20 protein-coding genes are annotated in these 22209 nt (G+C 34.5%); 3 read left to right on the top strand and 17 right to left on the bottom strand.

Annotated features, from left to right (window positions below; all coding sequences use genetic code 11):
- Positions 1–150: 150 nt before the first annotated feature.
- The 13 genes from AQ616_RS12685 to AQ616_RS12625 form a co-directional block, all read right to left on the bottom strand.
- Positions 151–966: a cell division protein FtsQ/DivIB gene (locus tag AQ616_RS12685; RefSeq protein WP_017796589.1), complete on the bottom strand. Its 816-nt coding sequence runs from the start codon at positions 964–966 to the stop codon at positions 151–153.
- Positions 967–1121: 155 nt separating this feature from the next.
- A complete protein-coding gene (gene spoVE / locus AQ616_RS12680; protein WP_017796588.1) occupies positions 1122–2243 on the bottom strand; it encodes a stage V sporulation protein E in 1122 nt (373 codons plus the stop codon).
- A gap of 73 nt (positions 2244–2316) precedes the next feature.
- On the bottom strand, positions 2317–3666 hold the full coding sequence (murD, locus tag AQ616_RS12675; protein ID WP_017796587.1) for a UDP-N-acetylmuramoyl-L-alanine--D-glutamate ligase: 1350 nt from the start codon (positions 3664–3666) through the stop codon (positions 2317–2319).
- Positions 3666–4646, bottom strand: a complete 981-nt coding sequence (gene mraY, locus AQ616_RS12670; protein ID WP_017796586.1) for a phospho-N-acetylmuramoyl-pentapeptide-transferase — start codon at positions 4644–4646, stop codon at positions 3666–3668. The genes murD and mraY overlap by 1 nt, the downstream gene beginning before the upstream one ends.
- A 52-nt stretch (positions 4647–4698) precedes the next feature.
- Positions 4699–6066 (bottom strand): UDP-N-acetylmuramoyl-tripeptide--D-alanyl-D-alanine ligase, encoded by a 1368-nt coding sequence (locus AQ616_RS12665; protein ID WP_069685936.1) that lies wholly within the window; start codon positions 6064–6066, stop codon positions 4699–4701.
- A 5-nt stretch (positions 6067–6071) separates the two neighbouring features.
- Positions 6072–7553 carry a UDP-N-acetylmuramoyl-L-alanyl-D-glutamate--2,6-diaminopimelate ligase gene (locus AQ616_RS12660; RefSeq protein WP_017796584.1) on the bottom strand — a complete coding sequence of 494 codons (1482 nt, stop codon included), beginning with the start codon at positions 7551–7553 and terminating at the stop codon, positions 6072–6074.
- Between the two features lie 138 nt (positions 7554–7691).
- A complete protein-coding gene (locus tag AQ616_RS12655) occupies positions 7692–9623 on the bottom strand; it encodes a stage V sporulation protein D (RefSeq protein WP_069685935.1) in 1932 nt (643 codons plus the stop codon).
- A gap of 82 nt (positions 9624–9705) precedes the next feature.
- Positions 9706–11946 carry a penicillin-binding protein gene (locus tag AQ616_RS12650; protein ID WP_069685934.1) on the bottom strand — a complete coding sequence of 747 codons (2241 nt, stop codon included), beginning with the start codon at positions 11944–11946 and terminating at the stop codon, positions 9706–9708.
- A gap of 16 nt (positions 11947–11962) precedes the next feature.
- Positions 11963–12337, bottom strand: coding sequence for a cell division protein FtsL (ftsL, locus tag AQ616_RS12645; protein WP_017796581.1), 375 nt, complete (start codon positions 12335–12337; stop codon positions 11963–11965).
- Positions 12337–13314 carry a 16S rRNA (cytosine(1402)-N(4))-methyltransferase RsmH gene (gene rsmH, locus AQ616_RS12640; protein WP_205634386.1) on the bottom strand — a complete coding sequence of 326 codons (978 nt, stop codon included), beginning with the start codon at positions 13312–13314 and terminating at the stop codon, positions 12337–12339. The genes ftsL and rsmH overlap by 1 nt, the downstream gene beginning before the upstream one ends.
- Positions 13315–13356: 42 nt before the next feature.
- Positions 13357–13788: a division/cell wall cluster transcriptional repressor MraZ gene (gene mraZ, locus AQ616_RS12635; protein ID WP_017796579.1), complete on the bottom strand. Its 432-nt coding sequence runs from the start codon at positions 13786–13788 to the stop codon at positions 13357–13359.
- A 196-nt stretch (positions 13789–13984) separates the two neighbouring features.
- Entirely contained in the window at positions 13985–15616 is a 1632-nt protein-coding gene (gene bshC / locus AQ616_RS12630) for a bacillithiol biosynthesis cysteine-adding enzyme BshC (RefSeq protein ID WP_069685932.1), read from the bottom strand.
- A 108-nt stretch (positions 15617–15724) separates the two neighbouring features.
- Entirely contained in the window at positions 15725–16108 is a 384-nt protein-coding gene (locus AQ616_RS12625; RefSeq protein WP_017796577.1) for a DUF3397 family protein, read from the bottom strand.
- Positions 16109–16325: 217 nt separating this feature from the next.
- Here AQ616_RS12625 and AQ616_RS12620 point away from each other — a divergent pair, with 217 nt between their 5' ends.
- Entirely contained in the window at positions 16326–16808 is a 483-nt protein-coding gene (locus AQ616_RS12620) for an N-acetyltransferase (protein WP_017796576.1), read from the top strand.
- A 40-nt stretch (positions 16809–16848) separates the two neighbouring features.
- Here AQ616_RS12620 and AQ616_RS12615 read toward each other — a convergent pair whose 3' ends face one another.
- The 3 genes from AQ616_RS12615 to AQ616_RS12605 form a co-directional block, all read right to left on the bottom strand.
- Complete coding sequence (locus AQ616_RS12615; RefSeq protein ID WP_017796575.1) at positions 16849–17316, bottom strand: RsfA family transcriptional regulator; 468 nt, start codon at positions 17314–17316, stop codon at positions 16849–16851.
- Between the two features lie 114 nt (positions 17317–17430).
- Positions 17431–17604, bottom strand: a complete 174-nt coding sequence (gene rpmF / locus AQ616_RS12610; RefSeq protein WP_017796574.1) for a 50S ribosomal protein L32 — start codon at positions 17602–17604, stop codon at positions 17431–17433.
- 45 nt (positions 17605–17649) lie between these two features.
- Positions 17650–18180: a YceD family protein gene (locus AQ616_RS12605; protein ID WP_069685931.1), complete on the bottom strand. Its 531-nt coding sequence runs from the start codon at positions 18178–18180 to the stop codon at positions 17650–17652.
- Positions 18181–18354: 174 nt separating this feature from the next.
- On the opposite strand from AQ616_RS12605, the gene AQ616_RS12600 reads away from it, so the two are divergent.
- The gene (locus AQ616_RS12600; protein ID WP_069685930.1) at positions 18355–19557 is read left to right on the top strand and encodes a nucleotidyltransferase; all 1203 of its coding nucleotides are present in this window, start codon (positions 18355–18357) and stop codon (positions 19555–19557) included.
- 219 nt (positions 19558–19776) lie between these two features.
- On the opposite strand, the gene AQ616_RS12595 is transcribed toward AQ616_RS12600, so the two are convergent.
- A complete protein-coding gene (locus tag AQ616_RS12595) occupies positions 19777–20793 on the bottom strand; it encodes a SepM family pheromone-processing serine protease (protein ID WP_069685929.1) in 1017 nt (338 codons plus the stop codon).
- A gap of 199 nt (positions 20794–20992) precedes the next feature.
- On the opposite strand from AQ616_RS12595, the gene ylbJ reads away from it, so the two are divergent.
- Positions 20993–22201 carry a sporulation integral membrane protein YlbJ gene (gene ylbJ / locus AQ616_RS12590; RefSeq protein WP_017796570.1) on the top strand — a complete coding sequence of 403 codons (1209 nt, stop codon included), beginning with the start codon at positions 20993–20995 and terminating at the stop codon, positions 22199–22201.
- Positions 22202–22209: the final 8 nt, after the last annotated feature.

Below are 22209 nucleotides of genomic sequence, written 5' to 3'. Positions count from 1 at the left end.
AGTCTACTATTTTAAAAGATTTCAATGAAAAAATAAAATATATATAGGTTATTCAACATAAATAGGTCATAACCCTTTTTCACTTACCAAAAAAATGGTACATAATATAGTTTTCGTAGATAAAAACAATTATGTGACTTTATTTTGATGTTAATCCTCTTCGGCTCCATCTTCCGAATCATTCTCTGATGTTTCATCTACTTCTAGTTCGGTAACATCTTCGTCATCATGATATGATTCAAAATATACACCCACACCTATATGAATAACTCCCTCATCTTCTGGTTCTAACTGTGAGACAATGGAAGGATATACAGAAATTTTATTACTTATTTCCCTTAAGGATCCTAAAACGGTATACCCATCATTCATATATAGCATAATTTTATTAATATCTTCGTCAGTTTCGACCCAATGAATTTCAGAAATTAGACTCATAATACTCTGTGGGACATCTTTCATTTCTGTTGCTAATTGCTTTAATTGTTCTTCATTAAACCCATGTAAAAAGGGTGCATTACCAGTAAAACCTTGATTATTACCAGACAAAACCTCACCATTTCCTAATACTGGAACATAATCCGAATCTACATTAATATAACCAATTACTGGTTGTTCCTCTACTTCCATCGTTACTGTAGAGGGGAAATTTCTGTTTACTTGGATGTTTTTAATGACTGGATCTTTCGCAATAGCTTGTTCAATAGATTTCGTATTAATTGTCCATATATTCGTATCGGTTGTTAATTCACTATATTTAATAATTTTTTCTTCATTTAGAAATGTATTTCCATTTACTTCAATCGTCCTTATATGACTTAATGGAGATTGCAAGTAAACAACAATAGCTATTAGAAGAAAAAAGATAGATAGATAGAATATAAGACGCCTATTCGCTTTCTTTTTTCTTGCATGTTTCAATTTCGGAATACGATCCTCTATTGAAACTACATTTTTGTCACTCATCTCCATTTCTTCCTTTATCAACATTTTAAATATAGAAATGGTAGGTTATGTGCCATTTCTTCTATTTACAGAAATTATATCACAAAACCTACCATTAGATGTAGTGTACATCACATAGAATATGAAGTTTTTCAATAAAAGCTACTTTCTACCGACTATTTACTTTCCATACTTTTGGAGTACTTACTTATATTTAATAGAATTCCTACCGAACATAGTGTTAACGTAAGGGATGAACCACCATAACTCAAGAAGGGTAAGGTAATGCCAGTTACTGGGATCAATCCTATAACTACGCTTATATTAATCATAGCTTGCAATGCTAACATAGAAGATATTCCCACTACTAATAATCGACTAAATAAATCAGGAGCCTCAAGTGAAATTTTAATTCCTCTCCACAGCAGAAGGAAAAACAATATAATTATCATTGCTCCTCCAATAAATCCTAATTCTTCTCCAATAATCGCAAATATAAAGTCCGTCTGCGGCTCAGGTAAATAAAAATATTTTTGTAAGCTATTTCCTAAACCTAACCCCATCAATCCACCAGGACCAATTGCATATAAAGATTGTATAATCTGAAATCCATGCCCTAGTGGATCTTCCCATGGATTTAAGAAGGCAGTAATCCGATTAATTCGATATGGTGCGGAAGCAATTAAACCTATAAAACCAATGACGCCAATTCCTGCTAATCCGAAAAAATGACTTAACTTTGCACCAGCTACGAACAACATAATCATGCAAGTTAAAACGAGAACCATGCCTGTTCCTAAATCTGGTTGTAACATAATTAATCCAAACGCTGTAAAAATTAATAATAAACATGGTAAGAAACCTTTTTTTAAAGAAGTAATATACTTTTGATATTCCGAAAGTAAAGATGCCAAGAAAATAATCAATCCTAATTTCATGAATTCAGAAGGCTGAATACTAAATGCCCCTATGCCAATCCAGCTTTGCGCACCACCACGAACCATTCCCACTCCTGGAATTAATACAAGCAATAATAGTACGAAACAAATGAATAAAATCATTTTTGCATATTTTTTCCACGTATAATATGGAATAAACATAAAAAATATCATTGCAGCAACTCCAGCACCAGCGAATAGCGCTTGTCGCTTTAAATAGTAGAAGGCATCGTTAAATTTATACTCTGACCATATATAAGAAGAACTAAAGACCATTACAATTCCAGCTATTAGTAGTAATGATAAAATAATTAATAGTATATAATCTGGCTTTTGCTGCTCTTTTAGTTTATTAAACAAAGAAAAACACCCCTAATCTTTACTTAAGAATAAGGGGTGTAACATTAATCGGAAATTCATGTGTACAAGCCCCTTACTTCAGTCTATGCACGGCTTGTATAAACATGTCTCCTCTTTCTTCAAAAGTTTTGTACTGATCCCAACTTGCACAAGCTGGAGACAACAGTAAGGTATCCTGTTCATCCGTTAGAGGAAATGCTACCTCTACAGCTTGTTGAACATCAAATGCTTTCTCAATAACTGGTACGTTTGCAGCAACACCAGCATCTTTAAGTTTATTTGCTGTCTCGCCAAATACGACCATTGCTTTCACATGATGTAAATAAGGAATTAATTCTTCAAATGTATTTCCTCTGTCTAATCCCCCGGCCAGTAATACAACATTCTTGTTAAAAGCTGCTAACGCTTTTTTGGTAGCTAATATATTTGTCGCTTTTGAATCGTTATAAATATAACGCCCATTTATTACACCAACAAACTCTAACCGATGCTTTACTCCTGAAAATGTTGTTAACACTTGATAAATCCCTTCATTAGAAGCACCATTTAATTTTGCGGTAGCAATTGCAGCTAAAATGTTTTCCATATTATGTTTACCTACAAGTACAATTTCTCGAATAGCAATGATTTTCTCATCCTTAAAATACAGAAACTCATCATCCATCCATGCGCCATCAGTAAATGGACGAGAACTAGAAAACGGTACTTTTGTCGCTCTTGCGGTTTTAACTACAGCAGAAACATTATCATCATCTGCATTATAAATTAAATAATCATGTTCGTTTTGATTTTTAAATATATTACATTTTGCTTGGACGTAATTATCAAAGGAACCATGATAATCTAAATGTGCTTCGAATAAATTTAAAAGGACAGCAGTTGAAAATTGTAATTGATTCGTCCCTTGTAACTGAAAAGAAGATAGTTCCATAACCATCTTTTCTTCAGGTTGTAATGAAGAAGCTACTTCTGTTGCAACTACTCCAATATTTCCTGCCACCTTTACAGAAACATTACTTTGGCGAAGCATTTCTGTAATTAATGTTGTCGTAGTAGTTTTTCCATTTGATCCGGTTATCCCAATTACAGGCTGATTTGTTAAGTAATGAACTAGTTCAACCTCCGATATAACTGGTATCCCTCGTCGCTCGGCTTCTTCTACAATTACATTATCATAACGAATACCAGGATTTTTCACGATGATATCTTTTTCATCAAGCACAGAAAGTGGATGCGATCCTAATACTAATTCCGCTCCCATTGTTTGTAATTTCTGTACGGATGAATCTTCTAATGTTGCCATTCCATCATTAATTGTAACTTGTATATGATTTTCCAATAAAACAGTTGCTGCTGCTGTACCACTTTTAGCTAATCCTAATACAAGTACATGTTGATAAGGAAAATTTGTAAGTACATTCATTACATTCCCACCTCAATATAAACACCGAGCATGGCAAACAATAAACCAACTAACCAAAAAGTGGTAACTACACGCCACTCTGACCATCCTAATAGTTCATAGTGGTGATGTAAGGGGCTCATTTTGAATACACGTTTACCAGTTGTTTTAAATGAGATAACTTGAATAATAACTGACAATGTCTCAATTACAAAAACTCCGCCTATAATAATCAGTAAAATTTCTAATTTCAATAAGATAGAAATGGCAGCAATTGCCCCCCCAAGGGCTAGTGAGCCTGTATCACCCATAAATACTTTTGCTGGATGTGCATTGAAAACTAAAAATCCAAGCAATGCTCCTACTACTGCTAAAGAAAAGACAGCTACTACATGATCAGGCGTTCCATACCAAGCAATGATAGCAAATGCTCCAAATGCAATAGCGGCGGTTCCCGCTAATAACCCATCTAATCCATCTGTTAAGTTTACTGCATTGGAAGCTCCGACCATCATAAAAATAACTAATACGGCATAAAACCAACCTATATCAAATTGTAGTTCAGTCCCTGGGACATAAATGACCGTCGAAAACCCTTGATTTCTTAATATAAAATAAAAGACAAGTGCAATTACTATTTGACCAAGTAATTTTTGTTTAGAAGTAAGTCCAAGATTTCTTTTCATTGCAACTTTTATAAAATCATCCAAGAAGCCTAATAAACCGTACCCAAATAACACAAAAATTAACAACCATACCTGGTAACTAATTCCTTCATCCATTCTACTCGCCATTATAAGTGACGTAATGATTATACTAAATATAATCATCAGTCCACCCATCGTAGGTGTCCCTGTCTTTTTCTTATGTGACTGTGGTCCTTCTTCTCTAATGCTTTGTCCAAAATTTAATCTTCTTAAAAATGGTATAAAAATAGGAGATAGAAGAACGGTAATGAGAAATGCTACAACTATTGTAATTAATAATCCAGTTAAGTCCACTTCATTTCCTCCTCACGTATTAAACCGTCCAACTAAGTAACTAGATGTTCGATTACTGCTGTAATTCTTCAATAAACATTTCAAATTTCATCCCTCGAGATGCTTTAAATAATATTAATGTTTTATTATTTAAATGCTTACGTAACAAGGGAACGACATCTTCTCTTTGTTTTATATAATGTACATTTACTTCAGGGTGTTGCTTAACAATTTCATCATAAATATAAAAAGCGTGCTCTCCGTAAGTATAAATTTCTGAAATCCTGGGATCAATAACCTCGACAACCGAACGATGATAGTGTTCTGAATATGTACCTAATTCCAATATATCTCCCAACACTAATATCTTACTTTGAAAACCTTCCATTTCTTTTACTACTTGAATGGACGCTTTCATGGAAGTGGCAGAGGCATTATATGCATCATTTATGATATGGACACCATTTTTTCCACGTTTTAATTCAAAACGCATTCCAGTAACTTCAAGCTTATTTAAAGCTATTTGCATCTTCTCATGTGAAATATTCAATGCTTTTCCAATTGAGTAAGCGAATGCTGCATTTTTTGCATGGTGTTTACCAAGCAAATTAACGTAATAAGCCTCATCCGCTATTTGAAATGAAGTTCGATTAGGATGCACTTTTACATTGGATACAAAAATATCACTTTGTTTGGTAAAACCAATCCCGGTTATTTGAGAATGATCGATACCTATATTTTCTTTAGATAATAAAGGTTCGTCATCGTCAATAAATAATTTACCTTTTGACTTCATTCCTTCAATTATTTCCAATTTTGCTTTTGCAATACCTTGACGAGAACCTAAATTTTCAATATGGGACTCGCCAATATTCGTAATAACCGTGTAATCCGGCTCCGCGATGTTACTTAATAACTTAATTTCTCCAAACTGACTCATCCCCATCTCAAGGACAAGTACCTGAGTGTCGGATTGCATCGATAAAATAGTAAGCGGCAATCCTATATGGTTATTTAAGTTACCTTGTGTAGCTGCTGTTTTATAACTTGTTTTTACCACCGATGTAATTAAATCTTTGGTTGTAGTCTTACCATTAGAACCAGTGACACCAATTACAATAGGATTGACACGTTGACGATAGGACTTAGCTAGCTGCTGAATAGCTAAAATAGTATCATCTACAAAAAATACAGGAAAAGAATCGTCCCATTCTTCTGGTAAATTAATGGACTTATCCCATAATGTTGCGACGGCACCATTTCTGATTGCATCAAAAATGAAATCATGTCCATCAAATTTTTCTCCAACAATAGGTATATATAGGGCGTTTGAACTTGGTTGTCTCGTATCTCGAGTTACTTCTTCGATAGAAATAGTTGTATTTATTTCCCCCTGATGCTTAGGAAATAATTCCGCCAACCACTTTGCTGTGAATAACAAGGTGTCTACACCCCTTTCTGCTTAATTGCATTCCTTGCAACATCTCTATCATCGAAATCATATTTTGTATGACCAATAATTTGATATGTCTCATGACCTTTTCCAGCGATTAAAATAATATCATCTTTTTGAGCAGATTGAATTGCTTTAGCAATTCCTTCTTTTCGATCTACCACAACTTCATAACTACCACTTGTTGAATCAAGTTCAGCAGTCATATCATCTAAAATCGCTTGAGGATCTTCTGTACGCGGATTATCCGAAGTGAACACCGCATGATCAGCATAATTCAAAGCCACTTCAGCCATCAGTGGTCTTTTCTTACGGTCTCGATCTCCACCACATCCAACGACCACATAGACATTTCGTTTAGCAAAGTCCTTTATTGTCTGTAGGACGTTTTCTAAAGAATCTGGCGTATGTGCAAAATCAACTATTACAGAATAATCTTGTCCTTCTGCAATTGGTTCAAATCTTCCATTAACTCCCTCAATTGACTCTAATGCTTCTTGAATTACTTTCAAAGGAACTTTCGATGCGATAGCTGCCGCACTTGCCGCTAGCATATTATAAACATTAAACATTCCCATTAATCTACTTTGAATCGCAATTTCACCTAGAGGAGAATGTAATTTAAAACGAATACCAGATGCTGTGAGTTCAATATCTTTTGCCATAATAGTCGCTTCTTTTTTACAGCTATATGTTATTACATGTTGTGCAGTGCTTCTTTTTAATAAATGACTTGATGAATCGTCATCATTAATGATTGCATATTTTTCCTTTTCACCATTATAACCATTACCAAGTTGAGCAAACAACAAACTCTTCGCACGTAAATAATCTTGGATATCTTGATGATAATCTAAATGGTCTTGTGATAGATTAGTAAATACTGCAATATCATAATCGCACCCATACACTCTTCCCATATCTAGAGCGTGAGAGGAAACTTCCATTATACCTTGTTTTACATCTTTTTCACGCATCATATGAAACGTTTTTTGTAGTTCAAGTGCGTTTGGAGTTGTATTTACAATAGGGAAAGTTTCTTCCCCAATTTTCACTTGAATTGTCCCAATTACTCCAGCTTTTTTTTGATGATACTCAAAAATCTTATCTAACAAATAAGTAACGGTTGTTTTTCCGTTTGTTCCGGTTACACCAATAAGTGGAAAATGTTTTGTTGGGTAATCATAATACTTCACTGCAAGCATCGCTAACGCTCTATTGGTATCTTCCACTTGAATGATTGGAACCTCATAATCTTTCGTTAGAGGTTTACTAGTAAAAACTGCAGATGCTCCTTTTTTCACCGCTTGATCTACATAATCATGTCCATCTACAGTAAATCCTGTAATACATACAAATGCACTTCCGCTAGTTACTTTTCTCGAATCCATTTCTAGTGAAGTTATTTCACAATTTTCCACTTCACCATTCACATTATAAAATGTAAGACTTTCTAGTAATTTTTTTAATTCCATCATATACACCTTTTTTCTAATTAATACTATTTAGGTATTTTCAATTTTTTTAATAGGGAGAGGATGTAAATACCCCTGTTTCATTTCGATTGACCTTCCTATTATAGCAAATTTTTTCTTGTTTAACGATGATTTTCATTATTCATTTTCATCACTTAAATAGATTCTTACAGTGGAACCAGATTCTAACATGGTACCTGGTTTCGGAGATTGTTCTATAATCGTATCTCCCTCTCCACTAGTAACCACACTTAAATCAACGAGATACTCTGGTAATTTTTGTGTAGACTCTCCAACCAAATCTGGAACTTCTACTTTCGGTTGATCTGGCCAAGAATATTCCTTTGCTAATCCATCTGTACGAGGCTCAACTTCCATTGCTCTCAAACTATCACCAATAATTGTACCTACAATTGGAGCAGCTACCACACCTCCAAATTGAACGGTATTTTTTGGATTATCAACTGCCACATATACTACAATTTCAGGATCATCTGCTGGAGCGAAACCAATAAATGAGACAATATAGTTATTTTCCATATAACCTCCACTTGGGCCAACCTTTTGGGCTGTACCAGTTTTCCCACCTACTCGGTAACCATCAACATATGCGGGACGTCCTGTTCCTTGCGCGACGACGCTCTCCAATGCATATCTTATTTCTTCTGAAGTATCCTTAGAAATAACTCGATTTTGTAATTGTGGCTCAAACTTTTCCACAGTTTCTCCATTCACTGGATCTATCCATTCATCCGCAATATATGGCTTATATAAGTATCCTCCATTAACTGCAGCTGCCACCGCCATTACTTGTTGAATCGGTGTAACAGAAACACCTTGTCCAAATGACGTAGTCGCTAACTCAACAGGACCTACATTCTCAGGTTGAAATAATATCCCGTTTCCTTCTCCTTGTAGGTCTATTCCTGTTTTCTTACCAAATCCAAAAGCATCAATATAAGAAAATAATTTTTCTGTCCCCAGTCTTTGACCAAGATTAACAAAACCTGGGTTACATGAGTTTTGTACCACTTCTAAATAACTTTGGTCGCCATGTCCACCTTTTTTCCAACAATGAATCGTAGCTCCACCAACTTCAATATCCCCATCATCATGAAAACGATCTTCTTCTAAATCAACAGCTCCTTCTTCCAACGCTGCTGCTAATGTAATAATTTTAAATGTGGATCCAGGCTCATAAGTGCTCCAAATTGGCAAGTTTCTTCCAAAAATAGAAGCATCAACATCTTGGTAGTTTTCCGGATCAAAATTTGGTCTCGATGACATTCCTAATATGCCACCCGTCTTCGGGTTCACCGCAATAGCTAATGCTCCATCCGGATTGTATTTTATTGTGGCTTTATCGAGCTCTCTCTCAATAATTGTTTGCACTTTAGTATTAATAGTAGTCTGTAAATTCAACCCATCTACAGGAGGATTATATTCATCTGCTAAATCATCTAATTTTCTTCCTTTCGCGTCTGAATAAAGTGATAGACTGCCATTTTCCCCTTTTAACTTTTCATCGTAAGACAATTCCAATCCCATTAGCCCTTGGTTATCAATACCAGTAAAACCTAGTACGTGAGATAAATCATCGCCATTTGGATAATATCGTTTCGAGTCTTTCGCTAAATAAACTCCTGATAAATCTAATTCACGAATCGCTTTTTCTTGTTTGTCTGTTATTTTAATACCTTCTGGACGTATCATTACACTCGATGTATTTTTGGTGATTGTTTCCAATACACGATCTTGAGATACATCTAATATCTTTGCAAGTTGTGTGGCTGTTTGTTCTGGATTTGTTATTTGCCTTGGCATTACTATCACCGTCGGGGCTGTGACATTCTCCGCCAAAACCTCCCCTTCTGAATCAAGTATATACCCCCGTTCCGCTGCAAAAGTAATATCTCTTGTCCATAATTCATTTGCTTGTCCAGCTAAATCATCACCGAGAACAAATTGTACATAAGCTAAGCGACCAATAATAACCGCTATAATCAATGCTCCCAAAAGAAAAACAGTGACTATTCTTTTCTTTATCGTTACAGTAGATACACGTTTCATAAGCCAACTCCTTCTTAGGCTACTTTGTATCCACTATATGAATAAAGAATTTTGAATAGAACACTGTTTGTCCTACAATCGTTTACTCAGATTCGCCTTCTCCCGTTTCTTCTTCATTTTCCTCTTCTTGAGGTTCTTCATTTTCACTAGTAGAGTTTGGCTCTTCTAATTCAACTCCTAGATAATCTCCAGATCGCAACGGATTTCCAACATCGATATTTTGAGTTGTAACATATCCTGAACCAAAACTTTCTACTTGTAAATCTAATAAATTAGCTAAAATCATTACTTCACGAAGAGACCATCCTTTTATGTCTGGCATAGTGGGCTCATCTGTTACCAAAATAACTTTTTCATTAGGAAGAACGGATGATCCAGCTTCAATACTACTAGCGAGTATTTTAGAACCTTCCCCAATCACAACCGTATTTAATCCGATTTCTGACATTTCATTTTCCACTTCGGAAGTCGATTCATTAACAACCTCTGGCATCTCCATTTGATTTATATCTGGAGCTTCATTCTTTTCAGGATTAATATCCATGTAATGCAAGCTATTCTCTACTACATTTTTAAATATAAACGAGAGTGGTGTTGAACCAGACTCATCCGGCTCTAATTCTGGTTGTTGGATAGACACATAAACCATTAATTGAGGGTCGTCTATTGGCGCCATTCCTAGGAAAGAAAACACATAATTTTCTTTCCCTTGAAGATATCCACCTCCATCAGGATTTGGAATCTCTGCAGTACCAGTTTTACCTCCAACCATATAATCTTCTAATTGATATGGTTTTCCGGTTCCGTGTTCACCATTAACCACAGATGACATTAATTCCTTCATCTGCTCTGCTGTTTCTTCAGATATAGGCTGACCTACATATTCTTGTTCTGTTTCTGAAATTGTATCTCCTGATGATGAATCTACTACTTTATCTACTACATATGGTTTAACCATTTTTCCACCATTAACAATTGCAGACGCTGCTTTCATTTGCTGTATAGGGGTTACTGTTGAACTTTGTCCAAAGGCTGTACGTAGTTTATCCGATGGCCAATTATACGATATCTTTCCGACAGCTTCCCCAGGAAGGTCAATTCCAGTTGGTTCTTCAAAACCAAATGCTTGAAGATATTCATAGTATGATTCTGTATCTAATTTTTCCCATAATAATTTCGAAGCTGCTACATTCGAAGAACGCTCAAATCCTTCATCATAAGAAATCGTTCCCCATCCTTCACCATTATTGTGGTCACCTATTGGTCTTATTTTTTCATTCGGTTGGTATGTTCCTGATTTAAATCCTTCAGAGCCATTATATACTCCTTCTTCGATTGCTGCTGCCCATGTGAATATTTTCATGGTAGAACCTGGTTCGAACGGTGTAGATATTGGATCATTGTACCAATTTTCTACATCAGTTGGATTATTCGGGTCATAACTTGGCCGAGAACTCATTGCAACTATTTCTCCTGATTTAGGATCCATTATAATCGCATTCATTTTAGTCGGATTATACTTCTCATCTGCTTGTGTCATCACATCTTCAAGTAATGTTTGTATCTTTTGATCTATCGTTAAATAAATATCGTCTCCATCTTCTGGTAGTTGAATAACTTCGCTAGGATCCAATAATTTTTTATTATAAATATCTCTTTGATAGGAAATATAACCATCTTTCCCACCTAAAATGTCATTCATGACATCTTCCATTCCAGTAACTCCTGTTATGTTATGCTCAATACCTTCATCAGTTTCCTTTTCTTCTTCCCGTGCAAATCCGATAATATGGGATGCAAACATTCCATTAGGATAATAGCGCATCGGTTCTTCTTCAAATTTAATACCCGGAATATTCAAATCTTCAATTTCATCTTTCGTTTGTTTGGAAATTTGTTTGCCTATCTGTCCAAACTCTACCTGAAATCGATTATTATCTATTCCGTTTTGTAAAGGTTTTTGTATCTCTTCCTCCTCAACGTCTAAAAGAGGAGCCAGTTTCTCAGCGGTTTCTTGTGCGTTTGAAACATGCAATGGCTCCTCGGCATTTTCGGAATAAGCTTCATCTAGGATAGCGTACATTCGATAAGTCGGGCGGTCGTAGGCAAGGACCATACCATTCTTATCATAAATCTTACCTCTCTCTGAATTCATGGTATAAGATGCAGTTCGTTGTTTATCAGCCCATTCATCTAATGACACTCCACTTACTTCACCAGTTGCTTGAATATACATGAATCTTCCTGTAATTATTAAAAATAATGCTACAAAAATGATCATATATATACTAGACATAAAATGTGTCGTTCTATGTTTTTTCATCTTGTATTCCCCTTGCCTAGTTGTTGAACGATTGTACTTGTTTCACTTCTGTGTTTTGAATTTTTAGACCGTTCTCTTCAGCAATGTTAATAATACGTTCCGGGCGGGATAATTCTTCTTTTTCAAAACTCAATCCTTCATTCGCAATCTTCTGTTGGTTTACACTTTGTTCGATTTGTTGTAATTCACGATTTAAGGTATCCGTTGAAGAAGAAAACGAAACCATATAAACCGCAAAAGCGAGCATTAAAACACCTGCAAATGCGTAAATCACTTTTTCACCTTTTGTGATCCATCTTGTTCGTTTAACTTTTTTAACAACGGTTTTCGGCTGTGTTTCCGGATGATACTGCGTATTTGTTTCCCACTTCGGTGCATGATTTACACTCATTATTTTCTCCACCCTTCTTCATACGTAAATTCATGATCCCATTCATTTACTTTTTCAATTACTCTCAATTTCGCAGAACGTGATCTCCTGTTTTCATCTAATTCGGAAGTATCTGCTGTGATAGGTTTCCTTGTCACTAATTTAAATGGTGCTTTATGCGACTCAGGTACTATTGGTAAATGCCTAGGTGTAGGTTTATCTGTACTCCATTTTTTAAAAGCTTGCTTACATATTCGGTCTTCTAAAGAGTGGAAAGTTATTACAGCTATTCGGCCATTTACCGCCGTTAACCTTGCTGCTTGATGTAAGGCATTATTAAATACCTCTAACTCATCATTTACAGCAATACGCAATGCTTGAAATATGCGTTTCGCAGGGTGCCCCCCTTTTCTTCTAGCTGGTGCTGGTATAGCATCTTTTATTATTTCTACTAATTGATGTGTAGTTTTAATTTCTTTTTGTACACGGTAAGCTTCTATCTTTCTGGCGATTTGTTTTGAAAACTTCTCTTCCCCATATGAAAAGAAAATAGAAACCAAACGTTCATATGGCCATTCATTGACAACTTCATAAGCAGAAAGATTCTGTGATTGATCCATTCGCATATCTAACAAAGCGTCATGATTATAACTGAAACCTCTTTCTCCTCTATCCAATTGAGGCGAGGAAACACCTAAATCAAATAAAATACCATCTACTTGTTCAATTCCATGTTTTTTCAACTGTTCTTCTAATCCACGAAAGTTCGATTGCACAAATACAATTTCATCTGCATATGTAGATAATCTTTCTCTCGCAGCAGCTAACGCATCCTTATCTTGATCAAATGCGAACAGCTGACCATTCTCATTGAGTCTAGAAGCAATTTCTAGAGAATGTCCCCCACCACCAGTTGTACAATCAACATAAATTCCATCTGGCTTAATTGCTAGTCCTTTAATCGACTCTTCTTTTAATACGCTGTAATGCTCAAACATATCAACACCCACTTTTAATTCTTCGGTCTTATACTGGAAATTTTAAATATCAAAGTCCATTAAGTTTTCCGCAATTTCTGCAAATGATTCTTCAGACTCCGCCACATAATCTTCCCATGCTTCATTGGCCCAAATTTCCACTCGATTAGATACGCCGATAACATTGCATTCTTTTTCAAGACCTGCATAGCTACGAAGATTTGCTGGAATATTTATTCTCCCCTGTTTATCCACTTCGCATTCAATGGCACCAGAGAAGAAAAATCGAGTAAAAGCTCGTGCATCTTTCTTTGTAAGTGGGAGTTGCTTTAACTTATCTTCTAAAATCTTCCATTCTTCCATTGGGTAGGCGAAAAGACATTTATCTAGTCCACGGGTGACTACAAAGCTGTTCCCTAAATTTTCACGGAACTTGGAGGGAACAATTATTCTTCCCTTTGTATCAATGCTATGAAGGAATTCACCCATAAACATATAGTCGCCCCCCACTTTCATATTTTTTATATTACCACATTCCCCCACTATCCTCCACCACTTTTATCAAAAATCATTAAATTTCTTCATTAGCCAAGAAAACAATCGAATAAAAACATACATAAAAAAGCTGTCTTATCAGTGATTAGACAGCTTTTCTATGCAATATATTTATTTGTGGAGGATTGTGGAGGGATTATAAATGGATCATCCAATGTTCTTCATGAACAAAGGAATGATTGTTTACCAATGTAGAGAAAACATCTACCCCACAACAATTCATAACATATATCGGATTCCAAATTCGCTCTTGTAATCCATTGTTCGGTCTTAGATTCATTTCCAGCCGGTCAAATTCACTTATCTCTATTGCATAGGTTTTTTTAATTTCATTATTTAGACGTTTCCTTAAAAATTCAATATCTTTTAAGAGATAAGACAAATTACTCTCGCTCAACGCTTTTATATCATCACCCAAAGAAGCGGCTATATCTCTCAAAGGCTGATGGATATCACTAAGTTGAGTTTTTAACTCTTCGGTTACCTCGTCAATATTATAATCATTTTTTTCATTTAAGAACCTTTGCTTGTCTTCTTTAACTCCTCTATTTAAAATCTTAGGTAAATCCAAGTTATACTTATCTAAAAGTCTACTCGTATAACGGTCTAGATAAGTAAAAGAAATTCTTGGTACAATAGGCGGCATTTCTAATTCTAGTATATGAAATGCATCTTTTAATGCTGACCAGTATGTTATTTCTCCCGGTCCACCTACAAACGCTAATGTAGGTATTAATTTTTCTTGCATCATTGGTCGCGTAACAACATTATTACTCAAGAGATGCGGACTATTTATTGCAATAGATTGAAGCTCTTCTAGAGTTAACCTTATATTATGTTGTTTATCAACCCAAACACCCTCTTTTTCAACCTGTAATAACACTCTTCCTAGTTGCTCATCGTGATAAAATAGATGAGCGTCATCCTCTGTTGCATCTAAGGATATGGAATACTCTTCTGTTCTCAACTTATCTATTGTACTTTTCACTGAAGCACTAATTTCCTGTTGATGTTGAATCATCTCTAGGAAAAAGCCTGATTCAATCTCTCGGATTTCAGAAGCATGTGAATCTAACAAGATAATTCCTTGATTAGGAAACAGTTGAAAAATAAATTTAGCAAAGAATTCACTATAAGAATTCGAATTAGATAAAACTGTTTGTACAAGAGAATATATGTCTTGCGTGTAATCCGTTTCTTTTAATGAAAGAAATACATTCTCTATCCATTCACGAAGTTTATCTTTCTCAAATTCTAAATCCGATACTGATTTTCTTCCTGCATCAATAGATTTATTCTGTAGTTTTATTTTTTTCATTTTCATATTTGTTGTTGGTACATAGGTATGGTTTATTTCTTCAAAATCATGATCTTCTCCAGCAATCCAGAAAATAGGTACTACAGGAATTCCTAATTTCTTTTCTTGTTCTTCTGCCAACTGAATAACGGATATAATTTTATGGATGGAGTATAATGGTCCTGTTAACAAACCAGCTTGTTGACCTCCAACTACCGCAACGGCTTGTTCATCAAGTAATTTATTTAGTTGTACCATTGATGCTTCTGGAGCTCCCCATTTTTTATGTAATTTATGAACAGCTTCAACAAAATTTTGTCGTTGATATGTTCGATTACTTATGTATTCTAATCGTTTTTGTTCATATTGATTAGAACTGTAATCGAAATATTTCATCACAGACTTATCATTGTTTTTATAATGTGTCACTAATTTATTTGTTGTTTGTATAGAGAGTGGAGTAGTCTTCATAATAAATCTATTTCTCCTTCTACGAATTATGTACAATCAGTATTGTACATAAAAACATCCGTTAATCAAACTAATCTGTTTATATATTAATATACAATTGATAAATAGTTACCCTCCCCATACCCCATTTACTATATAAATACATCCTAAAAGAAAATATAATGTAAAAAACAATAAAAATGCTCCACGCCACACAATTCTAAATGCTTTTAGTAATTCTACATCCGTTTGTTTTTTTCTTTGATAAATTATAATTAGCATTAAAAAGATTAAGAAGAACAATAAAATAAAACCAATAAATGATTGTTGTAATAAAAGATTTAATATAATACTTACCGCTATAATATAAAATAAAGTGGACCAATGAACTGCTACATGAATTGCCTTCCAATTACTTGATCTTGTCCATTTCGATATCCAATATATACCTATTGTTACTATAAATGGAAAACTAATCGCTGTTGCAAAGGTATAGATTAAAATATCCTTCATAATCATATCCCCCTTTATATCAATTAAACAAATTTATGTTAAGAATTCGCATTTACTATTGGTTCCTTTTTCCATTATATAACTAGCTCCTTTTTCTGAACATCAAAAGTTATATTTAATTTCAAAATAATCTTTTTTGTATTATAATTAAATTTATAGGAAGCGTTATCTTTCTAATAAATATTTATTTTATTTGTTTCAATAGGGGGAGAACAGAATGGAAAATGTTAAAGTGGAAAATCTCCTAATAAATTACAAGACTTTGGAGAAGTTTAAACGGTTTCGTGAATATGGTAATCAAGAACTAACTATGATGGAAGATTTAGAAAATAATATTATCGAAAATGATAGTAAGTCTCCATTTTATGGTATTTATTTTGGGAACAACTTGATAGCTAGAATGAGCCTGTATGAAGTAAGCAAATCGTATGATTATTACTTTGAACCATCCCAAGACTATTTAACATTGTGGAAGTTAGAAGTTCTACCTGATTATCAAGGTAAAGGATACGGAAAAGTTTTAGTGGAATTTGCAAAAAGCTTTGAATTACCAATTAAAACAAATCCACGCATTAATTCACATGGGTTTTGGGAGAAAATGGGATTTATTAAAGCGCATTATGAAATGGAGAGAGATTTAGGAGAAAATCCGTTAATATGGTTACCAGAAGGAGTAAAAGAAAAGGACATGAAGGGTTAAAACTTCATGTCTTTTTTTGTAAGTATACTTCTATAAACATTCAATTCTTCACCTGAAGCCATGCAGAATTCACTTCTTCCCAAGCCCTATCATATTTTGCTAATTTTGACTTGAGTTGTTCATTTTCTTTAATTACTCGCTCTAACAGTTTCTCTTGTTCTTTTTGCTTTTCTTGAGGATATTCAGTACGCATTCTTTCCAATATTTTTATCGCCGTGTCAATTGTATGTGATTGAGAAAAATCTCCTGGGCTAGTAGTAGCGAAGATGGTTTGTTTTTTAAATCCATTCTTTCGTTGTTCTTTCGCATTTTGAATGGCTTGATGATGCTGTTTACGAATGGTTGCATTCCAACGAAAACCACAAGCAGCAGATGTACGTGATAACGTATTTGCTACTTCCTTAAAAGCTTCAAGTTGTGTTTGACCTTCTCGTATAAACCTCAAAACGGTATCTGCAAGTATTTTATCTTCATCCTCAGTCCATGCATCTTGTCTCGTTTCGTTCATAACACCCCTCCTAATATGTTTGCTATCAATGTATGCAAAAAATAGGGGTGCTAGAATCGTTTTCTTAGAAAAAATAAAACAGATCACAAATTGTGATCTGTTGTTCGTTCACTATTAGCTATTTACTACTTCTTTCCCGTCATAGTGTCCACATGATTTGCAAACACGGTGTGGTTTTGTTAATTCTCCACAATTGGAGCATTCTACCATGCCAGGTACGTGTAGTTTTTTATGCGTACGACGTTGGTTCTTTACTTTTTTGGAAGTTCTTCTTTTAGGTACTGCCATGACTTACACCTCCTTCAAATGAAAGTAAAACTTGAATAGCTATTCTTATTTTTCTTTCTGATTATTTTTAAGGAGAGATTCAAGTTTCTTCATCCGTGGATCAATAGACTTCTCTTCCTTTTCCTCTGAAATTAATTCCCATCCTTCACCAGCAGATGGTGCTGCCTCTTCAGAATCTACCTGATCAGAAAATACTCGGAATGGAATTTCCAATAATATATTTTCCTTGATATATGGCATTAAGTCAAGCACTTCTCCATCTATTGGATGAATTTCTTCTAGTTCTTCTTCTCTTCCATAGTAAGCAGAATCAGAAAACACTTCATTTGTGTTAATTTGAAAAGGATATGGGACATCTAATAAAGTACGAGCACATGGAAGGATCATCTCTCCTTCGATGGTAAATGTTACAAAGAATTGATCTCCTTGTACATCTACACGCCCATGAACATGAACAGGATCAATACGTCGAATGTCGTTATTCATTGATTCCAGTTCTTTCACATCTACATGTTCATCAAAAGAATACGGTTGATGAACGGAACCTTTTCTAATTTGACTGACTGTCAATTTCATATAAATCACCTCTAGGCAACAAGAGTTATTTTAAAAGAAAAACGGACTTTTGTCAATATATTTTCTTTACAGTTATCCTTCCCTTTATACTTTAGTTTAACCTCTAGTATATGATGTGAAACATAGCTAAATTTGCTACAATAACATTAACTGATTACATTAGGGGTGAAAAAAATGGACGCATGTGGAGTAATTGTCGAATATAATCCGTTCCACAATGGACATCAATATCATATTAGCCAAGCGAGAAAAGCTTCTCAGTCAACGTGTATTGTTGCAATTATGAGTGGTAACTTTCTTCAACGTGGAGAACCCGCAATTATAGATAAATTTCATCGCGCAAAAGCTGCTCTTAAAGGTGGAGCTGATATTATTATTGAATTGCCATATACTTTTGCAGTTCAAAATAGTGATCGCTTTGCTACCGGAGCAATTAAGACATTACATAAATTCGGTGTATCTAGCGTCTGTTTTGGAAGTGAATCGGGTAGCATATCCCCCTTTTTAACTGCTCATAAAACTATTAAGAAAAATAATCAGACATTTGATAAAATGTTAAAGCACAACTTAACAGAGGGATTATCATTTCCTGATGCTGCAACTGCTGCTTATGGAACTTTAGGGCTAACTAAAGGAAATTTGGACTTATCAAAACCAAATAATATTTTAGGTTTTAGTTATGTTAAAGCTATCCAGGAATATGCACCATCAATCAAACCATTAACGATTCAGAGAAAAAATAATGATTTTCATGATGAATCTATAAATGGCAGTATAGCTAGTGCGACAAGTATCCGCAAACAGTTGCTTCAATCAGAATCTATAGATAATGATGTGCATAACGCAATTCCAATAGAGACATTCGAGCAACTACAATCTTACAAAGAAAAAACATCTATTTGGCATGATTTTGAAAAGTATTTCCCATTTCTTCGCTATCGTGTTTTAACAATGAATATAAAAGAATTACAAGATATTCAAGGAGTTGTTGAAGGATTAGAATTCCGAATTCAGCAAACTGCAAACGACGCTACATCTTTTTTAGATTGGATGCGTAAAATTAAAACCAAACGTTATACATGGACAAGAATACAACGTATATTTATACATATTCTTACAAATACAAAAAAAGATGAAGATTATGTTGATTGCTCTCCAACATATATTCGTATACTCGCTATGAATAAACAAGGACAACAATATATTAACCACCATAAGAAGAATGTTGATGTACCGATAATCACTAGTTTAGCTAATATGAATCATTCGATGTTATCAATTGAAGAACGAGCTACAAAAGCATATTACAGTATTATTCCTGCTAATGTACAAAGAAGGATGTTCAAACAAGAATTACAGCCTCCGATAATCATTTAAATCATACCTGAACAGAGCTGGACATTTACGGGTTATCTTACCCAATTTATCCTTATCGCTTTGAAGTACAGTGATTACCTTCCGTTACACACGTATAAATTATAAGAATCAGACTGAAAAACGAACGATTGTTAGATGAATGCATCATCACCTATTCGTTCGTTTTTAATCAGTCAAAATAATTACAACTAGCTATTGTATTATATTATTGTTGTGCATTTAATTCATCTGTTGAAGATACTCTAGTGCATCTTCAAATGTATCTACTGGGACAATTTCCATAGTTGAGCCGATTTCTTCAGCAGTATCAACTGCAACTTGATAATTAGATTCCTCCGAACCGTTTTCGTTTGGAGCAAAGAAAACATCTACTCCTTCTTTATCCGATGCCACCACTTTTTTATCAATTCCACCGATTCGATAGATATTTCCATCGTAATCCACTTCACCTGTACCGCCTATTTGTTTACCTTTTGTAATATCCTCTTCCGTTAATTGATCATAAATTTCCAAAGAAAACATTAAACCAGCACTTGGTCCCCCAATATTCCCACTTGTAAAATTAACTTTAGGCTCTACAGTTACATCACGATCCGTTACTAAACTTATACCTAAACCTATTTTCTCATCGTTATCAGAAAACTGTTGTAACTGAATCTCCTCTGAAAGATTTTCATCGTCTCTTATGATTTCAACAGTTACTGTATCGCCAGCAGTTAAAGTATCAATATAATTAATTAAATCCTGGGATTCCTTTATATCTCTTCCATCAATGCCAATAATTCGATCTCCAGCTTGTAATATCTCTTCCGCAGGCATATCCTCCACAACAGAAACAACGTATACTCCCTCATAGGAAATATCTATTGACTCGCCAGCAGCTTCGTAAGCAACTACAGTAGCAGCTTCTTGAGAGCTTTCCATTACCTGTAACTGCGCATGCATATAATCATCTTGGCTCATTCCTTCTGGAAACACTTGATCAATGGGTAAAATTTCTTGATGAGGCATAATTTTGGCAAATATATAAAACAACGGTGTTGCTTGCATTCCACTGACGGTTACTAAATGCATATCTCCTGTACTTTCAAAACCATCTTCAACTTCCACAATTGGATTTAAAGCATCTGCACCACCTGGCTTTTGTATATAATAAGGCATTTTATATGTACCAAATAAATAAATTCCAATAAATAAAACAATAAATATGGCAATATTCTTTTTGGACAACCGCATTCTAGTCCTTCATCTCCTTTAACTTCACTTAATACACCATCCTATTATATGAATGGAATATTTCACCTATGTCGTCGCGTATATTGTATTAAGATACATTATTTAGCTTAGCCTCATTTTCAATAGGACAAGCTAGCATAATTCTACTACTTACATTATAAGTTGTACAGAGCTAGCACATACTTAGGGGGAAATTCGATTGAATCAAAGAATGAAAACTCTAGTCTATTCTGGACTTACTCTCTTACTCACCCTATCACTAATTGCTTTTCCTGATCAGGCACTTGAAGCAGCAATTAGAGGCTTAAATATGTGGTGGGAAGTTGTTTTTCCATCATTGCTACCCTTTTTTATTACTGCAGAATTACTATTGGCATTCGGAGTTGTAAAATTTATTGGTGTTTTATTCGAACCAATCATGCGTCCTTTGTTTAATGTACCTGGAGCAGGTAGTTTCGGATGGATAATGGGTATGGCAAGTGGTTATCCAACAGGAGCAAAGATAACAGCTAGATTACGGGAAGAAAATCAATTAAGTAAAACAGAAGCTGAAAGGTTAGTTTCATTTACGAATAATTCTAGCCCCTTATTTATCTTTGGTGCTATATCAGCTGGTTTTTTTCATGACTTAAAACTTGGACTTTTATTGGCTGTCTGTCATTATACGAGTAATGCTATTGTCGGTATTTGTATGAGATTCCATGGTACACGTCAAGAGCGATTTCGAAAGCAAGATACTAAACGCTTCTCACTTAAAAAAGCTTTTCAAGAAATGCATCGAGATCGTTTAAAAGAGGATAAGCCATTCGGTGAAATTTTAGGAGATGCTGTTATCAACTCTATAAAGACCCTAGTTATGGTTGGAGGATTCATCATCTTATTTTCTGTTCTTATCAAACTGTTATTTTTAATTCATGTAACACCAGCAGTGGCAGTTATTTTTCAATCCATACTTCAAATACTCCATTTACCTGTTGATCTTAGTCTGCCATTTATCTCTGGATTATTTGAAATTACACTAGGTGCAAATATGATTTCTCAAGTTACTACAGACACGCTATTACAAAAAGCAGTGATTGTTAGTTTTATATTAGGATTTAACGGACTATCTATTCATGCACAAGTTGCTAGTATTCTTGCCAAAACCGATATTCGTTTCTCTCCATATTTCTTTGCCAGACTTTTACATGGAAGTATTGCTGTTATCTTGACTATCATACTATATCAACCATTGTATCTTGATCGTAAAACAATTAATTTAAACGAAATTCCTGTTTCTCAATTAGATCCAAATAGTTCTATTTGGATGTCTATCTTCTATTGGATGAAAGATTATGGTCCGATGGTTACAATTATAAGTATATTCATAGCAACATGTATTCTGCTCCATAAAAAAAGAAAAAAATAGAATGACGA

The sequence above is a fragment of the Oceanobacillus sp. E9 genome, assembly GCF_001741975.1.
GTDB lineage: Bacteria > Bacillota > Bacilli > Bacillales > Amphibacillaceae > Oceanobacillus > Oceanobacillus kimchii.
Note: the sequence above shows the minus strand (reverse complement) of the source record. Positions and strands in the feature narration are given on the sequence as shown.